Genomic DNA, 18,855 nt, shown 5'->3' on the forward strand with positions numbered 1-18,855 from the left:
GCGGATTCAGTACTTCCAGCTCAGGGTCAGGCTGGCGTTGCGCGGCGCGCCGTAGAAGCTCTGATCCCAGTACAGGCTGGTGATGTACTTCTCGTTGGTCAGGTTGTTGAGGTTGGCCGCCAGGCTCCAGTTGGGGGCGAAGTCGTAGCTGGCCATCAGGCCGACCAGGGCGTAGGCGTCCTGCTCGACGCGCCCGGTACTGCCGTCCGGCAGGCCCACCTCGCGGTGAATGTCGTCCTGCCAGCTGAGGTTGGCACCGACCTTCAGCTGCGGCAGCTGCGGCAGGCGGTAGACCGTGGAGGCGCGCAGCAGATGCTTGGGCGCGTAGGTGCGGCCGTGGCTGTGGTCAGCGTTCTGGATGTCCACGAAGGTGTAGCCGCCCATCACCTGCAGGTCCGGCAGCAGCTCGCCGGAGACTTCCAGCTCGTAGCCTTCGCTCAGGTAGTCGACGCCCTCGTAGATCTGCTGGCCGCTGCCGAGGTCGAAGCCGAGGGACTCGGCCACGTTGGACTGCTTGGTGCGGAACACCGCCGCGGCGACGTTGAGCCGGCCGTCGAACAGCTCGCCCTTGATCCCCACTTCGTAGTTCTCCCCCTCGATGGGGTCGAGGCGGCGCAGGTCGGCGCCCATCTCCTTCTGCGGGTTGAAGATCTCGGTGTAGCTGGCGTACACGGAGAACTGCTCGTTCAGGTCGTAGACCAGCCCGGCATAGGGCAGGATGTCGTCATCCTCGCGGGCCCGATCCACCCCGTAGGACTGCCCGCTGGTCTCCAGCTTGATGGCCCGGGCGCCCAGCACCAGGGACAGGGCGTCGCTCAGGCTGAGGCGCGCTGCCGTGTAGAAGCTCTTCTGCCTGTCCTCGTACTCGGCGCCGTCGGGGTTGACCCAGCTAGCCGGCTTGGGGAAGTCCCCGGCATAGATGTCCTTCGTCGGCACCGGCACGAAGAAGCCGGGGATGTAGAAGGATAGATCCTCCACTTCCGACTTGTACCAGTTGGCGCCCAGCATCAGCTCGTGCTCGCGGCCGGCAAGGCGGAACGGCCCGCTGAGCGACAGGTCGGCCAGCCACTGGCGGGTCTCGCCCTCGTACAGCGAGGGGTAGCCGGACAGCCCCTGTCCGGTGGCGGCGTCCGGGGTGCCGAGCACGTAGAACAGCGCGGAGTCGCTCTCCTTCTTCACGTAGGTGAGCGTGCCCCTGGCCTGCCAGTCGTTGGCGAAGCTGTGGGTCAGCTCGGCGAAGGTGCGGCCTTCCTGGTTGTTCCACCAGGCCCAGTCGGCCGCCGTGCTGGTGGAGCGCGACAGATGGGTGGAACGGCCCAGCGAGTCGAACAGCGGCAGCGCGCCCCACATCGGGCTGTCGGCCTGGCTCTCGTTCAGCGTGTGGCCAAGGCTGAACACCGTGGCCTCGCCCAGGTCAGCTTCCAGCACGCCGTAGAACACGTGCTTCTCCAAGGCGTAGCGGTCCAGGTAGGAATTGCCCTTCTCGTGGGCATAGACCGCACGGCCGCGGACGTTGCCGGCGTCGCTCAGCGCCCCGGAAACGTCCGCCTCGATGCGCCTCTTGTCCCAGGAGCCGGCGGTGAGGTCGATGCGCGCCAGGGGATCGGCGGTGGGCCGCTTGCGCACGAAGTTGACGGTCGCCGAAGGGTTGCCGCTGCCGCTCATCAGGCCGTTGGCGCCGCGCACCACCTCGATGCGCTCGAAGGGCGCCAGGTCCGGCGAGCCTTCCTGGCCGCCCCAGGTGAAGGGAATGCCCACCCCGTCGAACTGGAAGTTGGTGATGTCGAAGCCGCGGGAGGTGAAGTAGGTGCGGTCGGTCTCCACCGACTCGACGGTGACCCCGGGAGTGAACTTCAGCGCCTCGTTGATGCTGGTGAGGCGGAAGTCCTCGATCTGCGCGCGGCTGACCGTGGACATCGCCTGCGGAGTCTGCCGCGGGGTCAGCTTCAAGCCGGTGGAGGCGCGGCTCGGCGGCGCCTGGTAGCTGTCCGGCGCACTCGCCTCCGAGCTGGCGGTGACAGTCAGGGCATCCAGTTCCAGCTGGCCGGACTCCTCCTCGGCCAGCGCCGACGAGAAGCTGCAGGCCGCGACGAGCGCCACGGCGAGGGGGGGCATTCTGCTCTGCAAGGGAAGCTCTCCTGTTGCGCGATCGATGGCTAGCAGCAGTCCATTGGCAACTGAATGCCGCGGGGCACGGCCTTCGCCAATTCGCAAACGCTAATCATTATCTATAATATTCTTGCAGGATGCCGCGGCACGGGTCAATACAAATCATTTACAAATATGGAGAACGCCGCCCACTAATGAACGAAACCCCCATGGGCTCGCGCCACATGGGGGTTCCCTGACCGGCTGCCGAGGCGGATGGCACCGGCAGCCTAGTCCATGGCAGGCGCTCCGAAGCCGGTCGCGCAGCTCCAGAGTTCCAGCGCCGGCCGGTCCGCTTGTGGCGGGCCGAGCCAGTCGCCCAGGGGGCGACAACGCCGGTCGAGGCACAGTTGATAATCCCCAGCCTCGGGCGCACGGCCCAGACGCAGGGGTTGCAGAGGCGGGATCCGGCGCTGGTAGTGCCAGGCCCCCTCGCGCAGTTCGGCGCCGTCCGGGATCTCCATGCCGGCGCCGGAACCCTTGACCCGCGCCTCGCCGAGCAGCAGCCCGTCCGGCGTGACGCGGTAATCCTCCTCCCATTGGACCTTCTCGATGCTGTGGGTCCAGGCCAAGGTGAAGGACGCCACCGGCAATTGCGCCCAAACCACCCCGGCCAGCCCCATGCACAGTCCGAGCATGCCCGTCGACCTCAGGCAGCGGGCGCCTGGGCACCGGTGCGGCGGGTGCGCCAGAGATGCTGGGCGATCAGCAGCAGACCCAGGGCATAGCCGAACTCGTCGCTGATCGGCATGGCGAGCACCAGGCTGGAGCCGGCCGCCACCGCCAGCAGACGCTCCCACCAGGCCAGCGGCGCCCTGCAATGGCCGACCACCGCGATGCCCCACAGGCCAATGGCGAAGACCGCCTTGACCGCCACGTAGAGGATCGCCGCCCAGCTGTCGCTCTGCGCCATCAGCGCCGGGTCGTAGACCGCCATGAAGGGCATCACGAAGCCCGCCGTGGCGATGCGCACCGCCCACAGGCTGATCCGGAAGCCGCTCTCCCGGGCGATCGGCGCCGCTGCGAAGCAGGCCAGCGCCACCGGAGGGGTGAGGTCGGCCATCAGCCCGAAGTAGAAGACGAACATGTGCGAAACGATCAGCGGCACGCCCAGATCGAGCAGCGCCGGCGCGGCGATGGAGCTGGTGATGATGTAGTTGGGAATGGTCGGAATGCCCATGCCCAGCACCAGGCAGGTGAGCATGGTCAGCACCAGCGAGAGGAACAGGTTGTTCTGCCCGATGGCCAGGATGTAGCCGGCGAAGGTGGAGGCCACGCCGGTCAACGAGACGATGCCGATGATCACCCCGACCAGGGCGCAGGCGATGCCCACCGGCACGGCGTGGCGGGCCCCCTCGACCAGGGCGAACAGGCAGGTGCGCAGGGTCTCGCGGCCCCCCTTGACGAACCAGCAGGCCACCACCAGCCCGGCAACCACCCCCAGCACCACGCCGATGCCCAGCTTGAAGAAGCCGGCGCAGGCGATGCCCAGGGCTATCCAGAACAGCAGGCGCAGCAGGTTGGAGGACATCTGCAGGATCAGCGCCGAGCCGAGGATGACGATGGCGGTCAGCGCCAGGCCCACGGTGCCGGAGAACAGCGGCGTGAAGCCGGCGAACAGCAGGAAGACCAGCACCAGCAGCGGAACCAGCAGGAACCAGCGCTGCCTAACCGCTTCCCAGGCGCTCGGACATTCCTCCCTGGGCAGACCCTTGAGGCCGTCTCGCTTGGCCTGCAGGTGCACCATCCAGAACACCGCGCCGAAATACAGCAGCGCCGGGATCAGTGCCGCCTTCGCCACCTCGACGTAGGGCACGTTGATGGTCTCGGCCATGATGAAGGCCACCGCGCCCATCACCGGCGGCATGATTTGACTCCCCATGCTGGCGGTGGCCTCCACCGCTCCGGCGAAGGCCGGCTTGTAGCCGAAGCGCTTCATCAGCGGGATGGTGAACTGTCCGGTGGTCACCACGTTGGCCACCCCGGAGCCGGTGATGGTGCCCATCAGCGCCGAGGACGCCACCGAGACCTTGGCCGGGCCGCCGGTCTTGTGGCCGAACAGGCCCATGGCGAAGTCGGTGAACAAGCGGATCATCCCAGCCTGTTCGAGGAAGGCACCGAACAGGATGAACAGGAAGATGTAGGTGGCCGACACGTAGGTGGGCGTGCCATAGAAGCCCTCGGTTCCGAAGGAGAGCTGGTTGATGATCTGGTCGAAGCCGTAGCCGCGGTGCGCCAGAGCGCCCGGCAGGTATTCGCCGAACAGCCCGTAGGCGAGGAACAGCCCGCAGATCAGCGGCAGAGCGATGCCCATCACCCGCCGCGCCGCCTCGAAGACCAGCACCAGCAGGATGACGCCGATCGCCAGGTCGGCGCCGGTCAGCTCGCCTGAACGCTGGATCAACTCGGCCTCGAACAGCCACTGGTAGGCGAAGGTGGCCATGCCGGCCAGGCCCAACAACCAGGCCAGCGGCTGGAACGGCCGCGCCTGACCGCGCAGCGGGTAGCAGAGGTAGATCATCAGCAGCAGGAACCCCACGTGCCCGGCCCGTTGCACCTGGGTGGACAGCGGATGGAAGGCCGCGGTGACGATCTGGTAGGTGGAAAACGCCAGCGCCGCGTAGAACAACGCCTTGGGCCACTGGTCCGGGCTGGCGTGCAAACCTTGGTATTCGCTCATGTCGGCTAGATCCCCTGGAACGGAAGAGTCTTCCCGTCCGCTGCGCTGGTCCCATTCGGCGCATCCCCGCCCCTCTCCCCACTGATGGGAGGAGGCGGGGATGAGGGGCAAACCGTCCAGGGCCCTCCCCCCTCCGGCAAGCGGTCGAGGGGTGGTCCGTGCCGGTGCTGCGCCTTCCCGATGACCCCACGCGGCGGAAACGGCAGGTCCTACTGGAGAACCCCGACTTCCTTGTAGAAGCGCTCGGCCCCCGGGTGCAGGGGAATCGGCAGGTTACGGGTAGCGGTTTCCAGACTGATGTCCTTGGCGGCGGCGTGGGCGTTGGCCAGGCGCGGCAGGTTGTCGAACATCAGTTTGGTCATCTGGTAGGCCAGCTCGTCGGAAACACCCTCGTGGGTCACCAGGATGTTGGTGATGGCCACGGTGGGCACGTCGCTGTCCTGACCTTCATAGGTGCCGGCCGGAATCACCCCCGGCTGGTAGGACGGCCGGCCGATCTTGGCCACCACCTCGGCGGGAACCTCCACGAAGTTCAGCGGCAGGGTCGCAGCCAGATCGCGGATCGCCGCCATGCCCAGCCCGGAGGACTGCAGGGTGGCGTCCAGCTGGCGGTTCTTGATCAGCTCCACCGATTCGGCATAGGGCAGGTACTCGACGCGCCCCATGTCGTCGTAGCTCAGCCCGGCCGCGGCGAAGATGGCGCGGGCGTTCAGCTCGGTGCCGGAGCGCGGCGCGCCAACCGAGATGCGCTTGCCCTTGAGATCGGCCAGGGTCTTGATGCCGGATTCCTTGCTGGCGACGATCTGGATGTAGTTCGGGTAGGTTCCGGCGATCGCCCGCAGCTTCTTCAGCGGCGCCTTGAAGCCGACCTCTTCGACGCCGTTCCAGGCATCCTCCACCGAGTCGCCGAGGGAGAAGGCCAGTTCGCCACGACCGGCCTGCAGCAGGTTGAGGTTCTCCACCGAGGCCTTGGTGGCCTGTACCGAGGTGCGCGCACCGTCGATCTGCCCGTAGATCTGGGACAGGCCGACGCCGATCGGGTAGTAGACCCCGCTGGTACCACCGGTAAGGATGTTGATGAAGGTAGGCGCCGCCAGGACTGCGGTGCTGGCAGTGATGGCCGCGGCTGCGGCGAACAGGCTCAGGCGCTTGGTCAGTCGCATGAGTAAAGCCTCCATTGTTGTTATTGGTCGTCGACGGGCTGGATGTTCCCGCCGCTGGAGACTGCCCTAGCAGGGTGCGTGCCAGCGCCGCACGGCCCCATTTCCGGGCATTTCCGGCGTGCAGGGGGAGCGGCATGAGCAAAAATCCGCCTATTGGAGACTTTCCATCGGCAAGATTCCGCCTACCGTCAGGACAGGTCCGAGCGCCCGCCTCGCGGAAAGTCTAGGCCTGATCGTCGCCGCCGGCCGGCAGATAGTCGCTGCGGCTGATGCCGTGGCGCTGCATCTTCTCGTTGAGGGTGCGCCGCGGCAGCTGCAGCAGGGCCATCACCTCGGCGATGTTGCCACGGCAGCGCTGCAGGGCGTTGCGCAGGCACTGCGCCTCGAAGGCCTCCAGCTGCGCGGCCAGGGACTGCCCGGCGGCCGGCTGCGGCGCCGGGCTGGAAAGCCCCAGCACATGGCGCTCGGCGGCGTTGATCAGCTCGCGTACGTTGCCCGGCCAGTCGTGGCCGAGCAGCCCGGCCAGCTCGCCTGGGGTCAGCGGCGGCGCCTCACGGCCGAGGCGTTCGGCGGCCTGCTGGGCGAAGTGCTCGAAGAGCAGCGGGATGTCCTCGCGGCGCTCGCGCAGCGGCGGAATCTGCAGCACGGCGACGTTGAGGCGGTACAGCAGGTCCTCGCGGAAGCGCCCGGCGCGCACCTCCTCCTGCAGGTCCGGCTTGGCGGCGCTGATCACCCGCAGATCGACCTGGATGCTCTTGTTGGAACCGAGCCGCTCCAGGGTCTTCTCCTGCAGCACGCGCAGCAGCTTGACCTGCTGAGCCAGGGGCATGCCCTCCACCTCGTCGAGGAACAGGGTGCCGCCGTCGGCATGCTCGATGCGCCCCACCCGACGCTGCTGGGCGCCGGTGAAGGCGCCGCTCTCGTGGCCGAACAGCTCGCTCTCGAAGATGGATTCGGGAATGGCCGCGCAGTTGAGGGCGACGAAGGGCTTGCCGGCGCGCGGTCCGAAGTCGTGCAGGCAGCGCGCCACGCACTCCTTGCCGCTGCCGGTCTCGCCGCGGATCAGCACGTTGACCGGAGTCTGGGCCAGCTCCAGAACCTGCCGGCGCAGCTGCTCCATGGGTTTGGAGATGCCCAGCAGGGACGCCTCGATGCGGTCCTTGAGGGCCGCCTGCTGGCGCAGCTGGCGGTTCTCACAGACCAGCCGGCGCTTCTCCAGGGCACGGTGCACGCTGTCGAGCAGACGCTCGGGGGTGAAGGGCTTCTCGATGAAGTCATAGGCCCCCTGGCGCAGCGCCTGCACCGCCATGGGCACGTCGCCGTGGCCGGTGACCAGGATCACCGGCAGGTCACGGTCCAGCGCCAGCAGCCGGTCGAGCAGTTGCAGGCCATCGCTGCCCGGCATGCGCACGTCGCTGACCACGATGCCCGGATAGTCCCGGTCGACCAGGGCGAGGGCCTCTGTGGCACCGGCACAGGCGCGCACTTCGAAACCGGAGAGCTGCAGCCACTGCTGCACCGCCTCGCGGATCGCCTGCTCATCGTCGACCACTATCACCTGACCGCTCATGATACCTCCTGATTCGACGGCGGCAGTGTAGCCGGGATCGCCGCCGGCGGGGCCAGCGGCAGACACAGGGTGAACACCGCCCCGCGGGTGCCGTTGGCCACCTCCAGGCTGCCGCCCAGGTCACGGACGATGCCGTAGGACACCGCGAGGCCGAGGCCCAGGCCCTTACCGACCGGCTTGGTGGTGAAGAAGGGCTCGAAGACCCGCGGCAGATCCGCCTCGGCGATGCCCCCGCCGCTGTCCTCGATGCGGCACAGGCACTGCTCGCCGGCGCGGGCGACGCTCAGCCACAGGCGCCGCTCGGGGGCCTCGGCCATGGCGTCCAGGGCGTTGTTGAGCAGGTTGAGCAGCACTTGTTCGAGACGGATGCCGTCGCCCACCACCTGCACCTCGGGGTCGAGCCGGGCATCCAGCTGCACGCCTTCCTTGCGCAGGCGCGGGCCCAGCAGCTGCAAGGCCTGCTCCAGCACGGCGGCCGGGCGCAGGCGTTCGCTCAAGCCCGGCGGGCTCTTGCGCGCGAAGGTCTTCAGGTGGCCGGTGAGCGCGGCCATGCGCTGCAGGAGGCCGTCGACCCGCTGCAGACCGTCCAGCACCTCCTGGTCGCGGCCGGCCGCCTGCAGCAGGCGCAGGCTGCCCAGCTGCATCTGCAGGGCGGTGAGCGGCTGGTTGATCTCGTGAGCCAGGGCCGCGGACATCTGTCCCAGGGCGGCCATCCGCGCGGCGTGCACCAGTTCCTCCTGGGCCTGCCGCAGTTCGGCGGTGCGCAGACTGACCTCGCGCTCCAGGCGCTCGCGGATGCCGGCCTGCAGGCGCCGGTTCTTGCGCCGCTGGGCGAGGAACAGCAGCAGGAAAGCCAGGGCCAGCCAGGCGCCGGCGCCGGCCAGCCGGTAGCTGCGCATGCTGTCCGCCATGCTGGCGGGCTCGACGAGCAGATGCAGGGTCCAGCCCAGCTCGGGCAGCTCGAGGCGCTGCCAGAGGTAGTCGCGCCGGCCCTCCGGACCGGCGACCTGCACCCAGTCGGCGCTGGCGTCGATGCTCCGCTGCACGCGGCGATCGAGCAGTTGCAGGGCCTGCTCGGCATAGCGGCGGACTTCCACCAGCTCGGCGCGCTCCGCCTCGCGCAGCGGACGCAGGGCGCGGAAGCGCCAGGCCGGGCGGTTACTGAGGACCACCACCTGGAAGTCGTCGGCGACCAGCAGCACCCCGGACTGGGCGGCCCATTCGCGCTGCAGCTCCTCCAGCTCGAGCTTGACCGCCAGCACCCCCAGCGGGCTGCCGTCGTCGTCGCGGACCACGTGGGAAAGGAAGTAGCCAGGCACCCCGGTGGTCACCCCCACGGCGAAGTAGCGCGCCCCGCCGCCGTGGCGCAGGGCGTCCTGGAAATAGGGACGGAAGGCGTAGTTATGGCCGACGAAGCTGCCCTCCTCGCGCCAGTTGCTGGCCGCCAGGGCCTCGCCCTGCAGGTTCATCAGGTACAGCACGTTGGCCCCGGCCGCCCGGTTCAGACGCTCCAGACGCTCGTTGAGGGCCTGCCGGCGCGCGTGGTCCTTGGGGTCACGCAGCAGCGCGCGGATGTCGCCGTCCATGGCCAGCAGCGCGGGCACCGAGCTGAAGCGCTCCACCAGGGTGCGGATCGACTGGGCGTAGAGCTGCAGCTGGTCACGCGCCTCGCCGCTGCGCTCGGCCCAGGCCTGCCGCTCGGCCAGACGCCCGGCCAGCCAGACGCTCAGGCAGAGCCCGGCGAGGATGACCAGGATGCCGGACAACAGGCGACGGCGCGACGGGGAAACGGACATGGACGACTCGGACGGATGCATCCGCCTATCTTAGAGGCACCGGTTCCCTCCTCGCGAATCGTCCCATGCCGCCCGTCGTCCGGCGGCCTTCAGCGATACAGGTCGGCGCGGCTCCAGGGCAGCTGGTGGGAGCCGTCGGCCAGCGGCTTCACGGCGAGCACCTGGTGAAGGTTGATCCAGCCCTTGGCGAAGCCGTAGGAGCATCCGGCCAGGTAAACCCGCCAGATGCGTAGGGTCTGCGCGGGGACCAGGCGCGCCGCCTCGTCGAGCCGCGCCTCCAGGTTCTGGCTCCAGAACGCCAGGGTGCGCGCGTAGTGCGGACGCAGGCTTTCCACGTCGACCACCTCCAGACCGGCCTCGCTGAGGTCGCCGACGATCCGCGCCAGATGCGGCAGCTCGCCGTGGGGGAACACGTAGCGGTCGATGAAGTCGCCGGCGCCGCGGCCCACCGGGCGGCCGTCGACGTGCCTGGCGGTGATCCCGTGGTTCATCACCAGGCCGCCCGGGCGCACCGCCTCGAACAGCCTGCGGCAGTACAGCGGCAGGTTGACGTGGCCGACATGCTCGAACATGCCGACGCTGACCACCTTGTCGAAGCGCCCGTCCGCCGGCAGGTCGCGGTAGTCCAGCAGCTCCAGCTGGACCTGCTCTTGCAGGCCCTCCTCGGCGACCCGCTGGCGGGCCAGGGCCAGCTGTTCACGGCTCAGGGTGATGCCGTAGACCCGCGCGCCGAACTCCCGGGCGGCGAAGCGCGCCAGGCCGCCCCAGCCGCAGCCGACGTCGAGCAGGTAGTCGCCGCGCTGGAGGCGCAGCTTGCGGCACAGGTGACGCAGCTTGGCCTGCTGGGCGGTGTCCAGGTCCTCCTCGCCGGTCTCGAAGTAGGCGCAGGAATAGACCATGTCGCGGTCCAGCCACAGTTTGTAGAAGTCGTTGGAGAGGTCGTAGTGGTAGGAGATCGCCGCCGCGTCGGTGGACTTGTCATGCTCGCGGCGGGGCGGCGGCGGCCCCTGCTCCTCGCCAAGCAGCGCCTCGCTGAGCGCATCGCCGATGCGGATCACCTCGTCGATCGGCCCTTCCAGGTCCAGCCGGCCCTCCACGTAGGCACTGCCCAGGGCGTCCAGAGTGGGCTGCCGGAGCAGTTCGAGCATGCCTGGATCGCGGAGGACCAGGGTGACCTTGGGCTCGGGACTGAGGTCGAGTTCCTTGCCGTCCCACAGGCGCAGCCGCAGGGGCAGCTTGAGTGTGCTCAGGATTGGCTGAAGTTGCGCCAACATTGGAGTACCCCCCTGTCCGTGACAGACAAGGCAAAGAGTAGTCCAGTTGCCCGCGCAGCCAAACCGCGGGACGCAACCCTGGGTGCCAGCCGCCTGCTCAGGCGCCCGCCACGGCGGGCGTCGCCTCCGGCCTCAGACTGTCCAGGGCTGCACGGAAGTCGGCGTGGTAGTTCTCCGCGCCGATGGTCTGCAGGATCCCGGCCTTGCCCAGCTTGCCAAGCACCCGACCGCGCGCCTCGCAGAGCTTCACGCGGATGCCGCGGCGATGCAGTTGCTCGATCACTTCCTCGAGGGTCTGGATGCCGGTGATGTCCATGAAGGGCACCCGCTTGAGGCGGATCACCAGCACCTGCGGATCGGAATGGGTCTGTGCCAAGACCCGCTCGAAGGTCTCCGCAGCGCCGAAGAACAGCGGCCCTTCGATGGTGTAGACCAGCACCCCGGCTGGCAGGTGAGCATGGCCCTGCCCGCCCAGCTCGGCCTCCAGCTCCTGCTCGACCACCTGCTGGACCGCCACCGAGCCGGCCATGCGGCGCATGAACAGCAGCATGGCGAGGATCACCCCGATGTTCACCGCGATCACCAGATCGCTGAACACGGTGAGCAGGAAGGTCACCAGCAGCACCGCCACGTCGGCGCGCGGCGCGCGCTGCACCATGCGCTTGAAGTGCTTCAGCTCGCTCATGTTCCAGGCCACCACGAAAAGGATGGCGGCCAGCGCGCAGAGCGGGATGTCCGAGGCCAGGGGGGCGAGGAACAGGAGGATGAGCAGCAGGGTCAGGGCATGGAACACTCCGGCCAGCGGCCCGGTGGCGCCGTTGCGGACGTTGGTGGCGGTGCGCGCCAGGGCGCCGGTGGCGGCGAAGCCGCCGAACAGCGGCGCGGCGATGTTGGCGATGCCCTGGCCGATCAACTCCTGGTTGGAGTCGTGCTTGGTGCCGGCCATGCCGTCAGCGACCACCGCCGAGAGCAGCGACTCGATGGCGCCGAGCATCGCGATGGCAAAGGCCGGGCCGATCAGTTCTAGGATCCGCGGCAGGGTGATGTCCGGCAGACCGAAGCTCGGCAGCCCCTGGGGAATGCCGCCGAAGGCGCTGCCGATGGTGGCCACCCCGTCGAACTGGAACAGCGCCTGGATGGCAGTGACCACCAGCATGGCCACCAGCGGCCCGGGCACCTTCTTCAGGCCGGGCACCCGCGGCGCGAAGATCACCAGCAGCAGCGCCGTGACGGCCAGCAGGGTGGTGGTCGGATGCAGGTGCGGCAGCGCCTGCAGCAGGTGCCAGAAGCGCTCGTGGAAATGCTCGCCGGTCACTGCCGGCAGGCCAAAGAAGTCCTTCCACTGGCCGACCCAGATGATCACCCCGATGCCGGCGGTGAAGCCGACGATCACCGGGTCGGGGATGAACTTGATGATCGAGCCGAGACGGCCGATGCCCAGGCAGAGGAGAATCACCCCGGCCATCAGGGTGGCGATCTGTAGACCGTCGACGCCGTGCTTGGCAGTCACCCCGGCGAGGATGACGATGAAGGCGCCGGTCGGCCCGGCGATCTGCAGGCGACTGCCGCCGCACAGGGACACCAGCAGGCCGGCGACGATCGCAGTGTAGATGCCCTGCTCGGGCTTCACCCCGGAGGCGATGGCGAACGCCATGGCCAGCGGCAGCGCCACCACCCCGACTACCAAGCCAGCCACCAGGTTGCGCAGCCAGTGCTTGCGCCCCAGCAGCCCCGCCTTCCACGCCTCATGCACCGCCAGCATTGCAGCCCCCTAAAAACATGTGCATGCGAAAGCTCGCGATTTTACCAGAAGGCACCCTCCAACGAGCGCTCTGAGCCGCCATCCCGCCGGGGGTGACCGAGGAGATCGCCGCTCGTGCGGCAAGCCGAGCAGAGTGGCAGGCCCCATCGCCCAGCCGATCCGGTCATTGCGCCGCCTCTTATAAGAAAATTCCTAAAAGCTATTTTTTAATAATTTTTTATATCTGTATGTTATTGGATCACCTCGATATGGGTGGCTGCCCGGCCACCCCGGATCCATCTCCAGGAGTTCGTCCCATGTCTCGCATCCTTCGTCCCCTGCTGCTGGCAGGCGCCGTACTGGGCGGCCTGTCGAGCCTCACGGCCCAGGCCGACACCCTGCGCATCGGTTTCCAGAAATCCTCCACCCTGCTCACCGTGGCCAAGCAGCAGGGCACCCTGGAAAAGGCCCTCGCCGCCCGCGGTACCAAAGTCAGCTGGCACGAGTTCCCCAGCGGCCTGCCCCTGCTGGAATCCCTGAACGTCGGCAACGTGGACATCTCCGCGGACGTGGCGGACACCGTGCCGGTGTTCGCCCAGGCGGCCGGCGCCCAGCTCACCTACTACGCGCTGGAAACCCCCTCGCCCAACGCCCAGGCCGTGCTGGTAGCGCAGGATTCCCCGCTCAAGTCGCTGGCCGATCTGAAGGGCAAGCGGGTGGCGGTGACCAAGGCCGCCGGCAGTCACTATCTGCTGATCGCCGCCCTGGCCAAGGCCGGCCTGAGCTTCAAGGACATCCAGCCCTCCTACCTGACCCCGGCCGACGGCCGTGCCGCCTTCGAGAACGGCAATGTGGACGCCTGGGTGACCTGGGAGCCCTTCGTTTCCAGCGCCCAGCTGCAGCAGAACGCCCGCACCCTGGCCAGCGGCGAGGGCCTGGCCAGTTACCAGCGCTACTACCTGGCCTCCACGCCCTATGCCGAGCAGCATCCGGAAGTGCTGGCCGTGGTGTTCGAGACCCTGCAGCAGACCGGGCGCTGGATCAAGGCGCACCCCGAAGAGGCCGCCCAGGTGCTCGGCCCGCTGTGGGGCGGGCTGGACGCCCGCACCGTGCAGCAGGCCAACCAGCGGCGCAGCTACCAGGTGCAGGCCGTGACCCGCGAGGCGCTGGCCGAGCAGCAGGCGATCGCCGACGCCTTCTACCAAGCGGGGCTGATCCCCAGGAAAGTGGACGCCACCGCGGTGGGCATCTGGCAGCCGGACGCCGCCCAGGTTACGGCGCACAGCCACTGAGGCCCGACGCGGGCGTCGCCGCCGCTCACTCGACGGTGACGCTCTTCGCCAGGTTGCGCGGCTGGTCCACGTCGGTGCCCTTGAGCACCGCGACGTAGTAGGACAGCAGCTGCAGCGGCACCGTGTAGAGGATCGGCGCCAGGGCGTCGATCACGTGCGGCACGTGCACCACGTGGGTGCCCTCGCCGTTGTCCAGCCCGGCCTGGGCATCGGCGAAGACGATCAGCTCGCCGCCGCGGGCACGCACTTCCTGCAGGTTGGACTTGAGCTTCTCGAGCAGCTCGTTGTTCGGCGCCACGGTGACCACCGGCATGTCGGCATCCACCAGGGCCAGCGGGCCGTGCTTGAGCTCGCCGGCCGGGTAGGCCTCGGCGTGGATGTAGGAGATCTCCTTGAGCTTCAGCGCCCCTTCCATGGCCACCGGGTACTGGGCGCCGCGGCCGAGGAACAGGGTGTGGTGCTTCTCGGCGAACAGCTCGGCGACCTTCTCCACGGTGCGGTCCATGGCCAACGCCTCGCCGAGGTGGGCCGGCAGGCGGCGCAGCTCGCGGACCAGCCCGGCCTCCACGTCCGCATTCAGGCAGCCACGGGTCCGGCCGAGGGCCAGAGTCAGCAGCATCAGCGCCACCAGCTGGGTGGTGAAGGCCTTGGTGGAGGCCACGCCGATCTCCGGACCGGCGTTGGTCAGCAGGCACAGGTCGGATTCGCGCACCAGGGAGCTGGTCGCCACGTTGCAGATCGCCAGGCTGGCCAGGTAGCCGAAGGCCTTGGCGTTGCGCAGGGCGGCCAGGGTGTCGGCAGTCTCCCCGGACTGGGAAATGGTCACGAACAGGGTGTCCGGCTGCACCACCACCTTGCGGTAGCGGAACTCGCTGGCCACCTCCACCTGGCAGGGCACCCCGGCCAGCTCCTCCAGCCAGTAGCGGGCCACCATGCCGGCGTGGTAGCTGGTCCCGCAGGCAACTATCTGCACGTTGCGCACCCGGGCGAACAGCTCGGCGGCCTGCGGGCCGAAGGCGTCCACCAGTACCTGCTGTTGGCCGAGCCGACCTTCCAGGGTGCGCTGCACCACGCTGGGCTGCTCGTGGATCTCCTTGAGCATGAAGTGCCGGTACTCGCCCTTGTCGGCGGCCTCGGCGCCTTCGTGGTACTGCACCGTCTCACGCTGCACCGGATTGCCCGCCTGGTCCCAGATCAGCACCTGGTCGCGGCGGATCTCGGCGATGTCGCCCTCCTCCAGGTACATGAAGCGGTCGGTCACTTGGCGCAAGGCCAGTTGGTCGGAGGCCAGGAAGTTCTCGCCGTGGCCCAGGCCGATCACCAGCGGGCTGCCGCTGCGCGCGGCGAGCAGGCGGTCCGGCTGGCGCGCGGAGATCACTGCCAGGCCGTAGGCGCCGTGCAGCTCGGCCACCGCGGCCTTGAGCGCGGCGGTGAGGTCGCCAAGTTCCTTGAGCTTGTGGTCGATCAGATGGACGATCACCTCGGTGTCGGTGTCCGAAGCGAAGGCGTAACCCAGGCCTTTCAGGCGCTGACGCAGCTCCTCGTGGTTTTCGATGATGCCGTTGTGCACCACCGCCATCTCGGTGCCGGAGAAGTGCGGGTGGGCGTTGCGCTCGCTGGGCGCGCCGTGGGTCGCCCAGCGGGTGTGGGCGATGCCCAGGCGGCCGGCCAGCGGCTGCTCCTGCAGGGCGCGCTCCAGCTCGGCCACCTTGCCGGCGCGGCGCACGCGTTCCAGGATTCCGGCGTTGGTGAACAGCGCCAGGCCGGCGCTATCGTAGCCGCGGTACTCCAGGCGCTTGAGGCCCTCGACCAGTACCGCGGTGATGTTGCGTTCGGCGATGGCGCCCACGATGCCGCACATATCGATCCCTCCTAAGAGTCTTCAACTTGCGACGATCAGCTTGATGCCGCGCGCGAGCAGCTGTTCGCGTACATCCTCGGGCAGGCGGTCGTCGGTGATCAGGGTGTGAATGCTGCTCCAGGGCAGCTCGAGGTTGGGAATCCGGCGGCCGAACTTGTCGGCCTCGACCATCACGATGACTTCCCGGGAGACTTCCGCCATCACCCGCGACAGGCCGAGCAGCTCGTTGAAGGTGGTGGTGCCGCGCTCCAGGTCGATGCCATCGGCGCCGATGAACAGCTGGTCGAAATCGTAGGAACGCAACACCTGCTCGGCCACCTGGCCCTGGAAGGACTCCGAGTGCGGGTCCCAGGTGCCGCCGGTCATCAGCAGCACCGGCTCGTGCTCCAGCTCGGTGAGCGCGCGGGCCACGTGCAGCGAGTTGGTCATCACCACCAGGCCGGGCTTGTAGCCCAGCTCGGGGATCATCGCCGCGGTGGTGCTGCCGCTGTCGATGATGATCCGCGCATGCTCGCGGATCAGCCCCACGGCGGCACGGGCGATTACCTGCTTGTACTGGGAGACCGGCTGGTTGTCGTTGATCAGCTCCTGGGGCAGGGGCACGGCACCGCCGTAGCGGCGCAGCAGCAGGCCGTTCTTCTCCAGGGCGGCGAGGTCCTTGCGGATGGTGACTTCCGAGGTGGACAGCGCTTTGGACAGCTCGTCGACGCTCACCTCGCCCTGTTCGGCGAGCAGGGCGAGGATGGTGTGGCGGCGCTGAGCGGTGTCGCGTTTCGACATTATGTTTCGATTCGAAAGTTAACTGATCGAATCAAAACATAACATCTGCGAATCCGCAAGGTCGGATCGTCGCGCCACCGCCCGGCTCAGAAAGACAGGTTCAGGCTGGAAAAGGTGCGCCCCGGCACGTTGTAAGTGTGGGCCCCGGCCACCAGGGCATTGCCTTCGCGGAACTGGCGCTTGTCGAACGGATTGTTGATCCCGGTACCCACGCCGAGGTTCTCGCTGAGCCGGTACAGACCGCCCAGGCTGAACAGCGCTGGCTGTCGACACGACGTCCGCTCGGGGTCGCCAGCTTGCCCTGGTAGTCCGGCTTCGGCGGCACCTGCTGCCGTACCAGACCACCTCGGCACCGACCCCGTGGACATGCAGAGGCCCCTCCGCGAACGCTACGGCACCACCGTCTATGCGCTCCTCCGACAGCACCGTCCGGGCCAGGCCCATCGTGCCCTGCTGCACGGCGCGACCGCCGAGCAGGCCTTCCGGCGCAGCTACGGGGACACGCCTGCCCGACCCGAAGCTATGCCCATGGCTCGTCTTCGGCCGCGCTATCGCCGGTCTATTGCAGGGTGAGCTTGACCCCGAAGCCCACCAGGCAGAGCCCCGCCAGCCTCTCCAGCCAGGCGGAGACTCGCGGATTGGCACGCAGGCGCTCGGCCAGGAAGTGGCTGCCGAACACCACGAGGGAACCGTAGATGAAGGTCAACCCGGCGATGGTCAGGGCCAGGAAAGCGAAGGTCACCAGACCCTGGTGATGCTGCGGGTCGATGAACAGCGGGAAGAAGGCCATGTAGAAGATGATCGCCTTGGGGTTGAGCAGGGTGATCAGCATGGTCTGCTTCAGGTACTGGCGCGGCTGGATCTCCAGGGCTGGCGCCGCACCGGGCCGGGTCCGCAGCATGCGCAGGCCGAGCCAGACCAGGTAGGCAGCCCCCGCCCACTGGATCAGGTGGAAGGTGGTGGGGTAGGCGCGCAACATGGCAGCCACCCCGGCCACCGCCAGCCACATCAGCACCTGGTCGCCGAGGATCACTCCGCAGGTGGAGGCCAAACCGCCGCGGATCCCGCCCTTGCCGGTGGACAGCAGCAGAGCCAGGTTGCCGGGCCCGGGAATGGCCAGCAGCACGATGAAGGCCACAACGAAGGCACCATAGTCGGTAACGCCGTACATCGCGGTCAGGACTTTTTCTCGGCCTTGCGTGGGCGCTGCCAGCCCTCGATGTTGCGCTGGCGGGCCCGGCCCACCGCCAGGCTGCCGGCCGGCACGTCCTGGGTGATGGTCGAGCCGGCGCCAGTGGTGGCGCCCGCGCCCAGAGTGACCGGCGCCACCAGAGCGCTGTTGGAACCGATGAACACGTCCTCGCCCATGATCGTGCGATGCTTGTTGGCGCCGTCGTAGTTACAGGTGATGGTGCCGGCGCCGATGTTGCTGCGCGCCCCGATCTCGGCATCGCCCAGATAGCTGAGATGGCCGGCCTTGGCGCCCTCGCCGAGCACCGCGTTCTTCAGCTCGACGAAGTTGCCGACATGGGCCTGGCGGCCCAGCACCGCGCCGGGCCGCAGACGGGCGAACGGCCCGCAATCCGCGCCCTCGCCCAGCTCTGCTCCTTCCAGGTGGCTGTTGGCCTTGACGATGGCGCCCTTGCGCAAGGTGCTGTCCTTGATCACGCAGTTCGGGCCGATCTGCACTCCGTCCTCGATCACCACCCGGCCTTCGAGGATCACATTGACGTCGATCAGCACGTCACGGCCGACCGTCACCTCGCCGCGCAGGTCGAAGCGCGCCGGGTCGCGCAGGGTCACGCCCTGGGCCATCAGGCGACGGGCGGCACGCAGCTGGTAGTGGCGCTCCAGCTCGGCGAGCTGGATGCGGTCGTTGGCGCCCTGAACTTCCATGGGGTCGTCCGGCTGCACGGTCTCGATCGTCAGACCGTCGGCCACCGCCATGGCAATCACGTCGGTCAGGTAGTACTCGCCCTGGGCGTTGTCGTTGGACAGCCGGCCCAGCCAGCCGGCCAGACGCTCAGCGGGCACCGCGAGGATGCCGGTGTTGCCCTCGCGGATGGCACGCTGCTCGGGGCTGGCGTCCTTGTGCTCGACGATCGCGGTGACCCGCCCGGCGGCATCGCGGATGATTCGCCCGTAGCCGGTGGGATCGTCCAGCTCGACGGTGAGCAGGGCCAGCTGCTCGGGGCCGACCTTGTCGAGCAGACGCTTCAAGGTCTCGGCCTGGATCAGCGGCACGTCGCCATAGAGGATCAGCACCCGCTCAGCACTCAGCCCCGGCAGCGCCTGGGCCACGGCATGGCCGGTGCCGAGCTGCTCGGCCTGCAGCACGAAGGCGATATCGTCGGCGGCGTGCCGGGCGCGCACCTGCTCGGCGCCGTGGCCGATCACCACGTGGATGCCCTTGGGCAGCAACTGGCGGGCGGTATCGAGCACGTGACCAAGCATGGACTGACCGGCCACCGGGTGGAGGACCTTGGGCAGGGCAGAGCGCATCCGGGTGCCCTGGCCTGCGGCGAGAATGACGATATCGAGTGACATGGC

The 18,855-nt window shown here is 68.4% G+C and carries 14 protein-coding genes; 1 reads left to right on the top strand and 13 read right to left on the bottom strand.

The features are described from left to right. Positions 1-6: 6 nt before the first annotated feature. From H165_RS0113555 to H165_RS0113590, 8 genes are all read right to left on the bottom strand, one after another. A complete protein-coding gene (locus H165_RS0113555) occupies positions 7-2,115 on the bottom strand; it encodes a TonB-dependent siderophore receptor (RefSeq protein WP_017939478.1) in 2,109 nt (702 codons plus the stop codon). Between the two features lie 263 nt (positions 2,116-2,378). Further along, a complete protein-coding gene (locus H165_RS0113560) occupies positions 2,379-2,786 on the bottom strand; it encodes a DUF1850 domain-containing protein (protein ID WP_017939479.1) in 408 nt (135 codons plus the stop codon). 11 nt (positions 2,787-2,797) lie between these two features. Beyond that, entirely contained in the window at positions 2,798-4,828 is a 2,031-nt protein-coding gene (locus H165_RS0113565; protein ID WP_017939480.1) for a TRAP transporter permease, read from the bottom strand. 209 nt (positions 4,829-5,037) lie between these two features. Then, complete coding sequence (locus tag H165_RS0113570; RefSeq protein WP_017939481.1) at positions 5,038-5,991, bottom strand: TAXI family TRAP transporter solute-binding subunit; 954 nt, start codon at positions 5,989-5,991, stop codon at positions 5,038-5,040. A gap of 223 nt (positions 5,992-6,214) precedes the next feature. Continuing rightward, on the bottom strand, positions 6,215-7,561 hold the full coding sequence (locus tag H165_RS0113575; protein WP_017939482.1) for a sigma-54-dependent transcriptional regulator: 1,347 nt from the start codon (positions 7,559-7,561) through the stop codon (positions 6,215-6,217). After that, positions 7,558-9,357 carry a sensor histidine kinase gene (locus H165_RS18605; RefSeq protein ID WP_051059508.1) on the bottom strand — a complete coding sequence of 600 codons (1,800 nt, stop codon included), beginning with the start codon at positions 9,355-9,357 and terminating at the stop codon, positions 7,558-7,560. Before H165_RS18605 ends, H165_RS0113575 begins: the two co-directional genes overlap by 4 nt. An 89-nt stretch (positions 9,358-9,446) precedes the next feature. Next, on the bottom strand, positions 9,447-10,631 hold the full coding sequence (gene cfaB, locus H165_RS0113585; protein ID WP_017939484.1) for a C17 cyclopropane fatty acid synthase CfaB: 1,185 nt from the start codon (positions 10,629-10,631) through the stop codon (positions 9,447-9,449). Between the two features lie 97 nt (positions 10,632-10,728). Then, positions 10,729-12,393 (bottom strand): SulP family inorganic anion transporter, encoded by a 1,665-nt coding sequence (locus H165_RS0113590; RefSeq protein ID WP_017939485.1) that lies wholly within the window; start codon positions 12,391-12,393, stop codon positions 10,729-10,731. Between the two features lie 296 nt (positions 12,394-12,689). Between H165_RS0113590 and H165_RS0113595 the strand changes: the two genes are divergently transcribed. Then, complete coding sequence (locus H165_RS0113595) at positions 12,690-13,664, top strand: aliphatic sulfonate ABC transporter substrate-binding protein (RefSeq protein ID WP_017939486.1); 975 nt, start codon at positions 12,690-12,692, stop codon at positions 13,662-13,664. A gap of 25 nt (positions 13,665-13,689) precedes the next feature. On the opposite strand, the gene glmS is transcribed toward H165_RS0113595, so the two are convergent. The 5 genes from glmS to glmU form a co-directional block, all read right to left on the bottom strand. Then, positions 13,690-15,525 (bottom strand): glutamine--fructose-6-phosphate transaminase (isomerizing), encoded by a 1,836-nt coding sequence (gene glmS, locus H165_RS0113600; RefSeq protein ID WP_017939487.1) that lies wholly within the window; start codon positions 15,523-15,525, stop codon positions 13,690-13,692. A gap of 21 nt (positions 15,526-15,546) precedes the next feature. Then, a complete protein-coding gene (locus H165_RS0113605) occupies positions 15,547-16,305 on the bottom strand; it encodes a DeoR/GlpR family DNA-binding transcription regulator (protein WP_017939488.1) in 759 nt (252 codons plus the stop codon). Between the two features lie 86 nt (positions 16,306-16,391). Then, the gene (locus tag H165_RS20110) at positions 16,392-16,517 is read right to left on the bottom strand and encodes a hypothetical protein (protein WP_017939489.1); all 126 of its coding nucleotides are present in this window, start codon (positions 16,515-16,517) and stop codon (positions 16,392-16,394) included. A 347-nt stretch (positions 16,518-16,864) separates the two neighbouring features. Next, entirely contained in the window at positions 16,865-17,476 is a 612-nt protein-coding gene (gene leuE / locus H165_RS0113615) for a leucine efflux protein LeuE (protein ID WP_017939490.1), read from the bottom strand. A gap of 5 nt (positions 17,477-17,481) precedes the next feature. After that, the gene (gene glmU, locus H165_RS0113620) at positions 17,482-18,852 is read right to left on the bottom strand and encodes a bifunctional UDP-N-acetylglucosamine diphosphorylase/glucosamine-1-phosphate N-acetyltransferase GlmU (protein WP_017939491.1); all 1,371 of its coding nucleotides are present in this window, start codon (positions 18,850-18,852) and stop codon (positions 17,482-17,484) included. Positions 18,853-18,855 lie beyond the last annotated feature (3 nt).

This window comes from Pseudomonas thermotolerans DSM 14292, from assembly GCF_000364625.1.
Classification (GTDB): Bacteria; Pseudomonadota; Gammaproteobacteria; order Pseudomonadales; family Pseudomonadaceae; genus Aquipseudomonas; species Aquipseudomonas thermotolerans.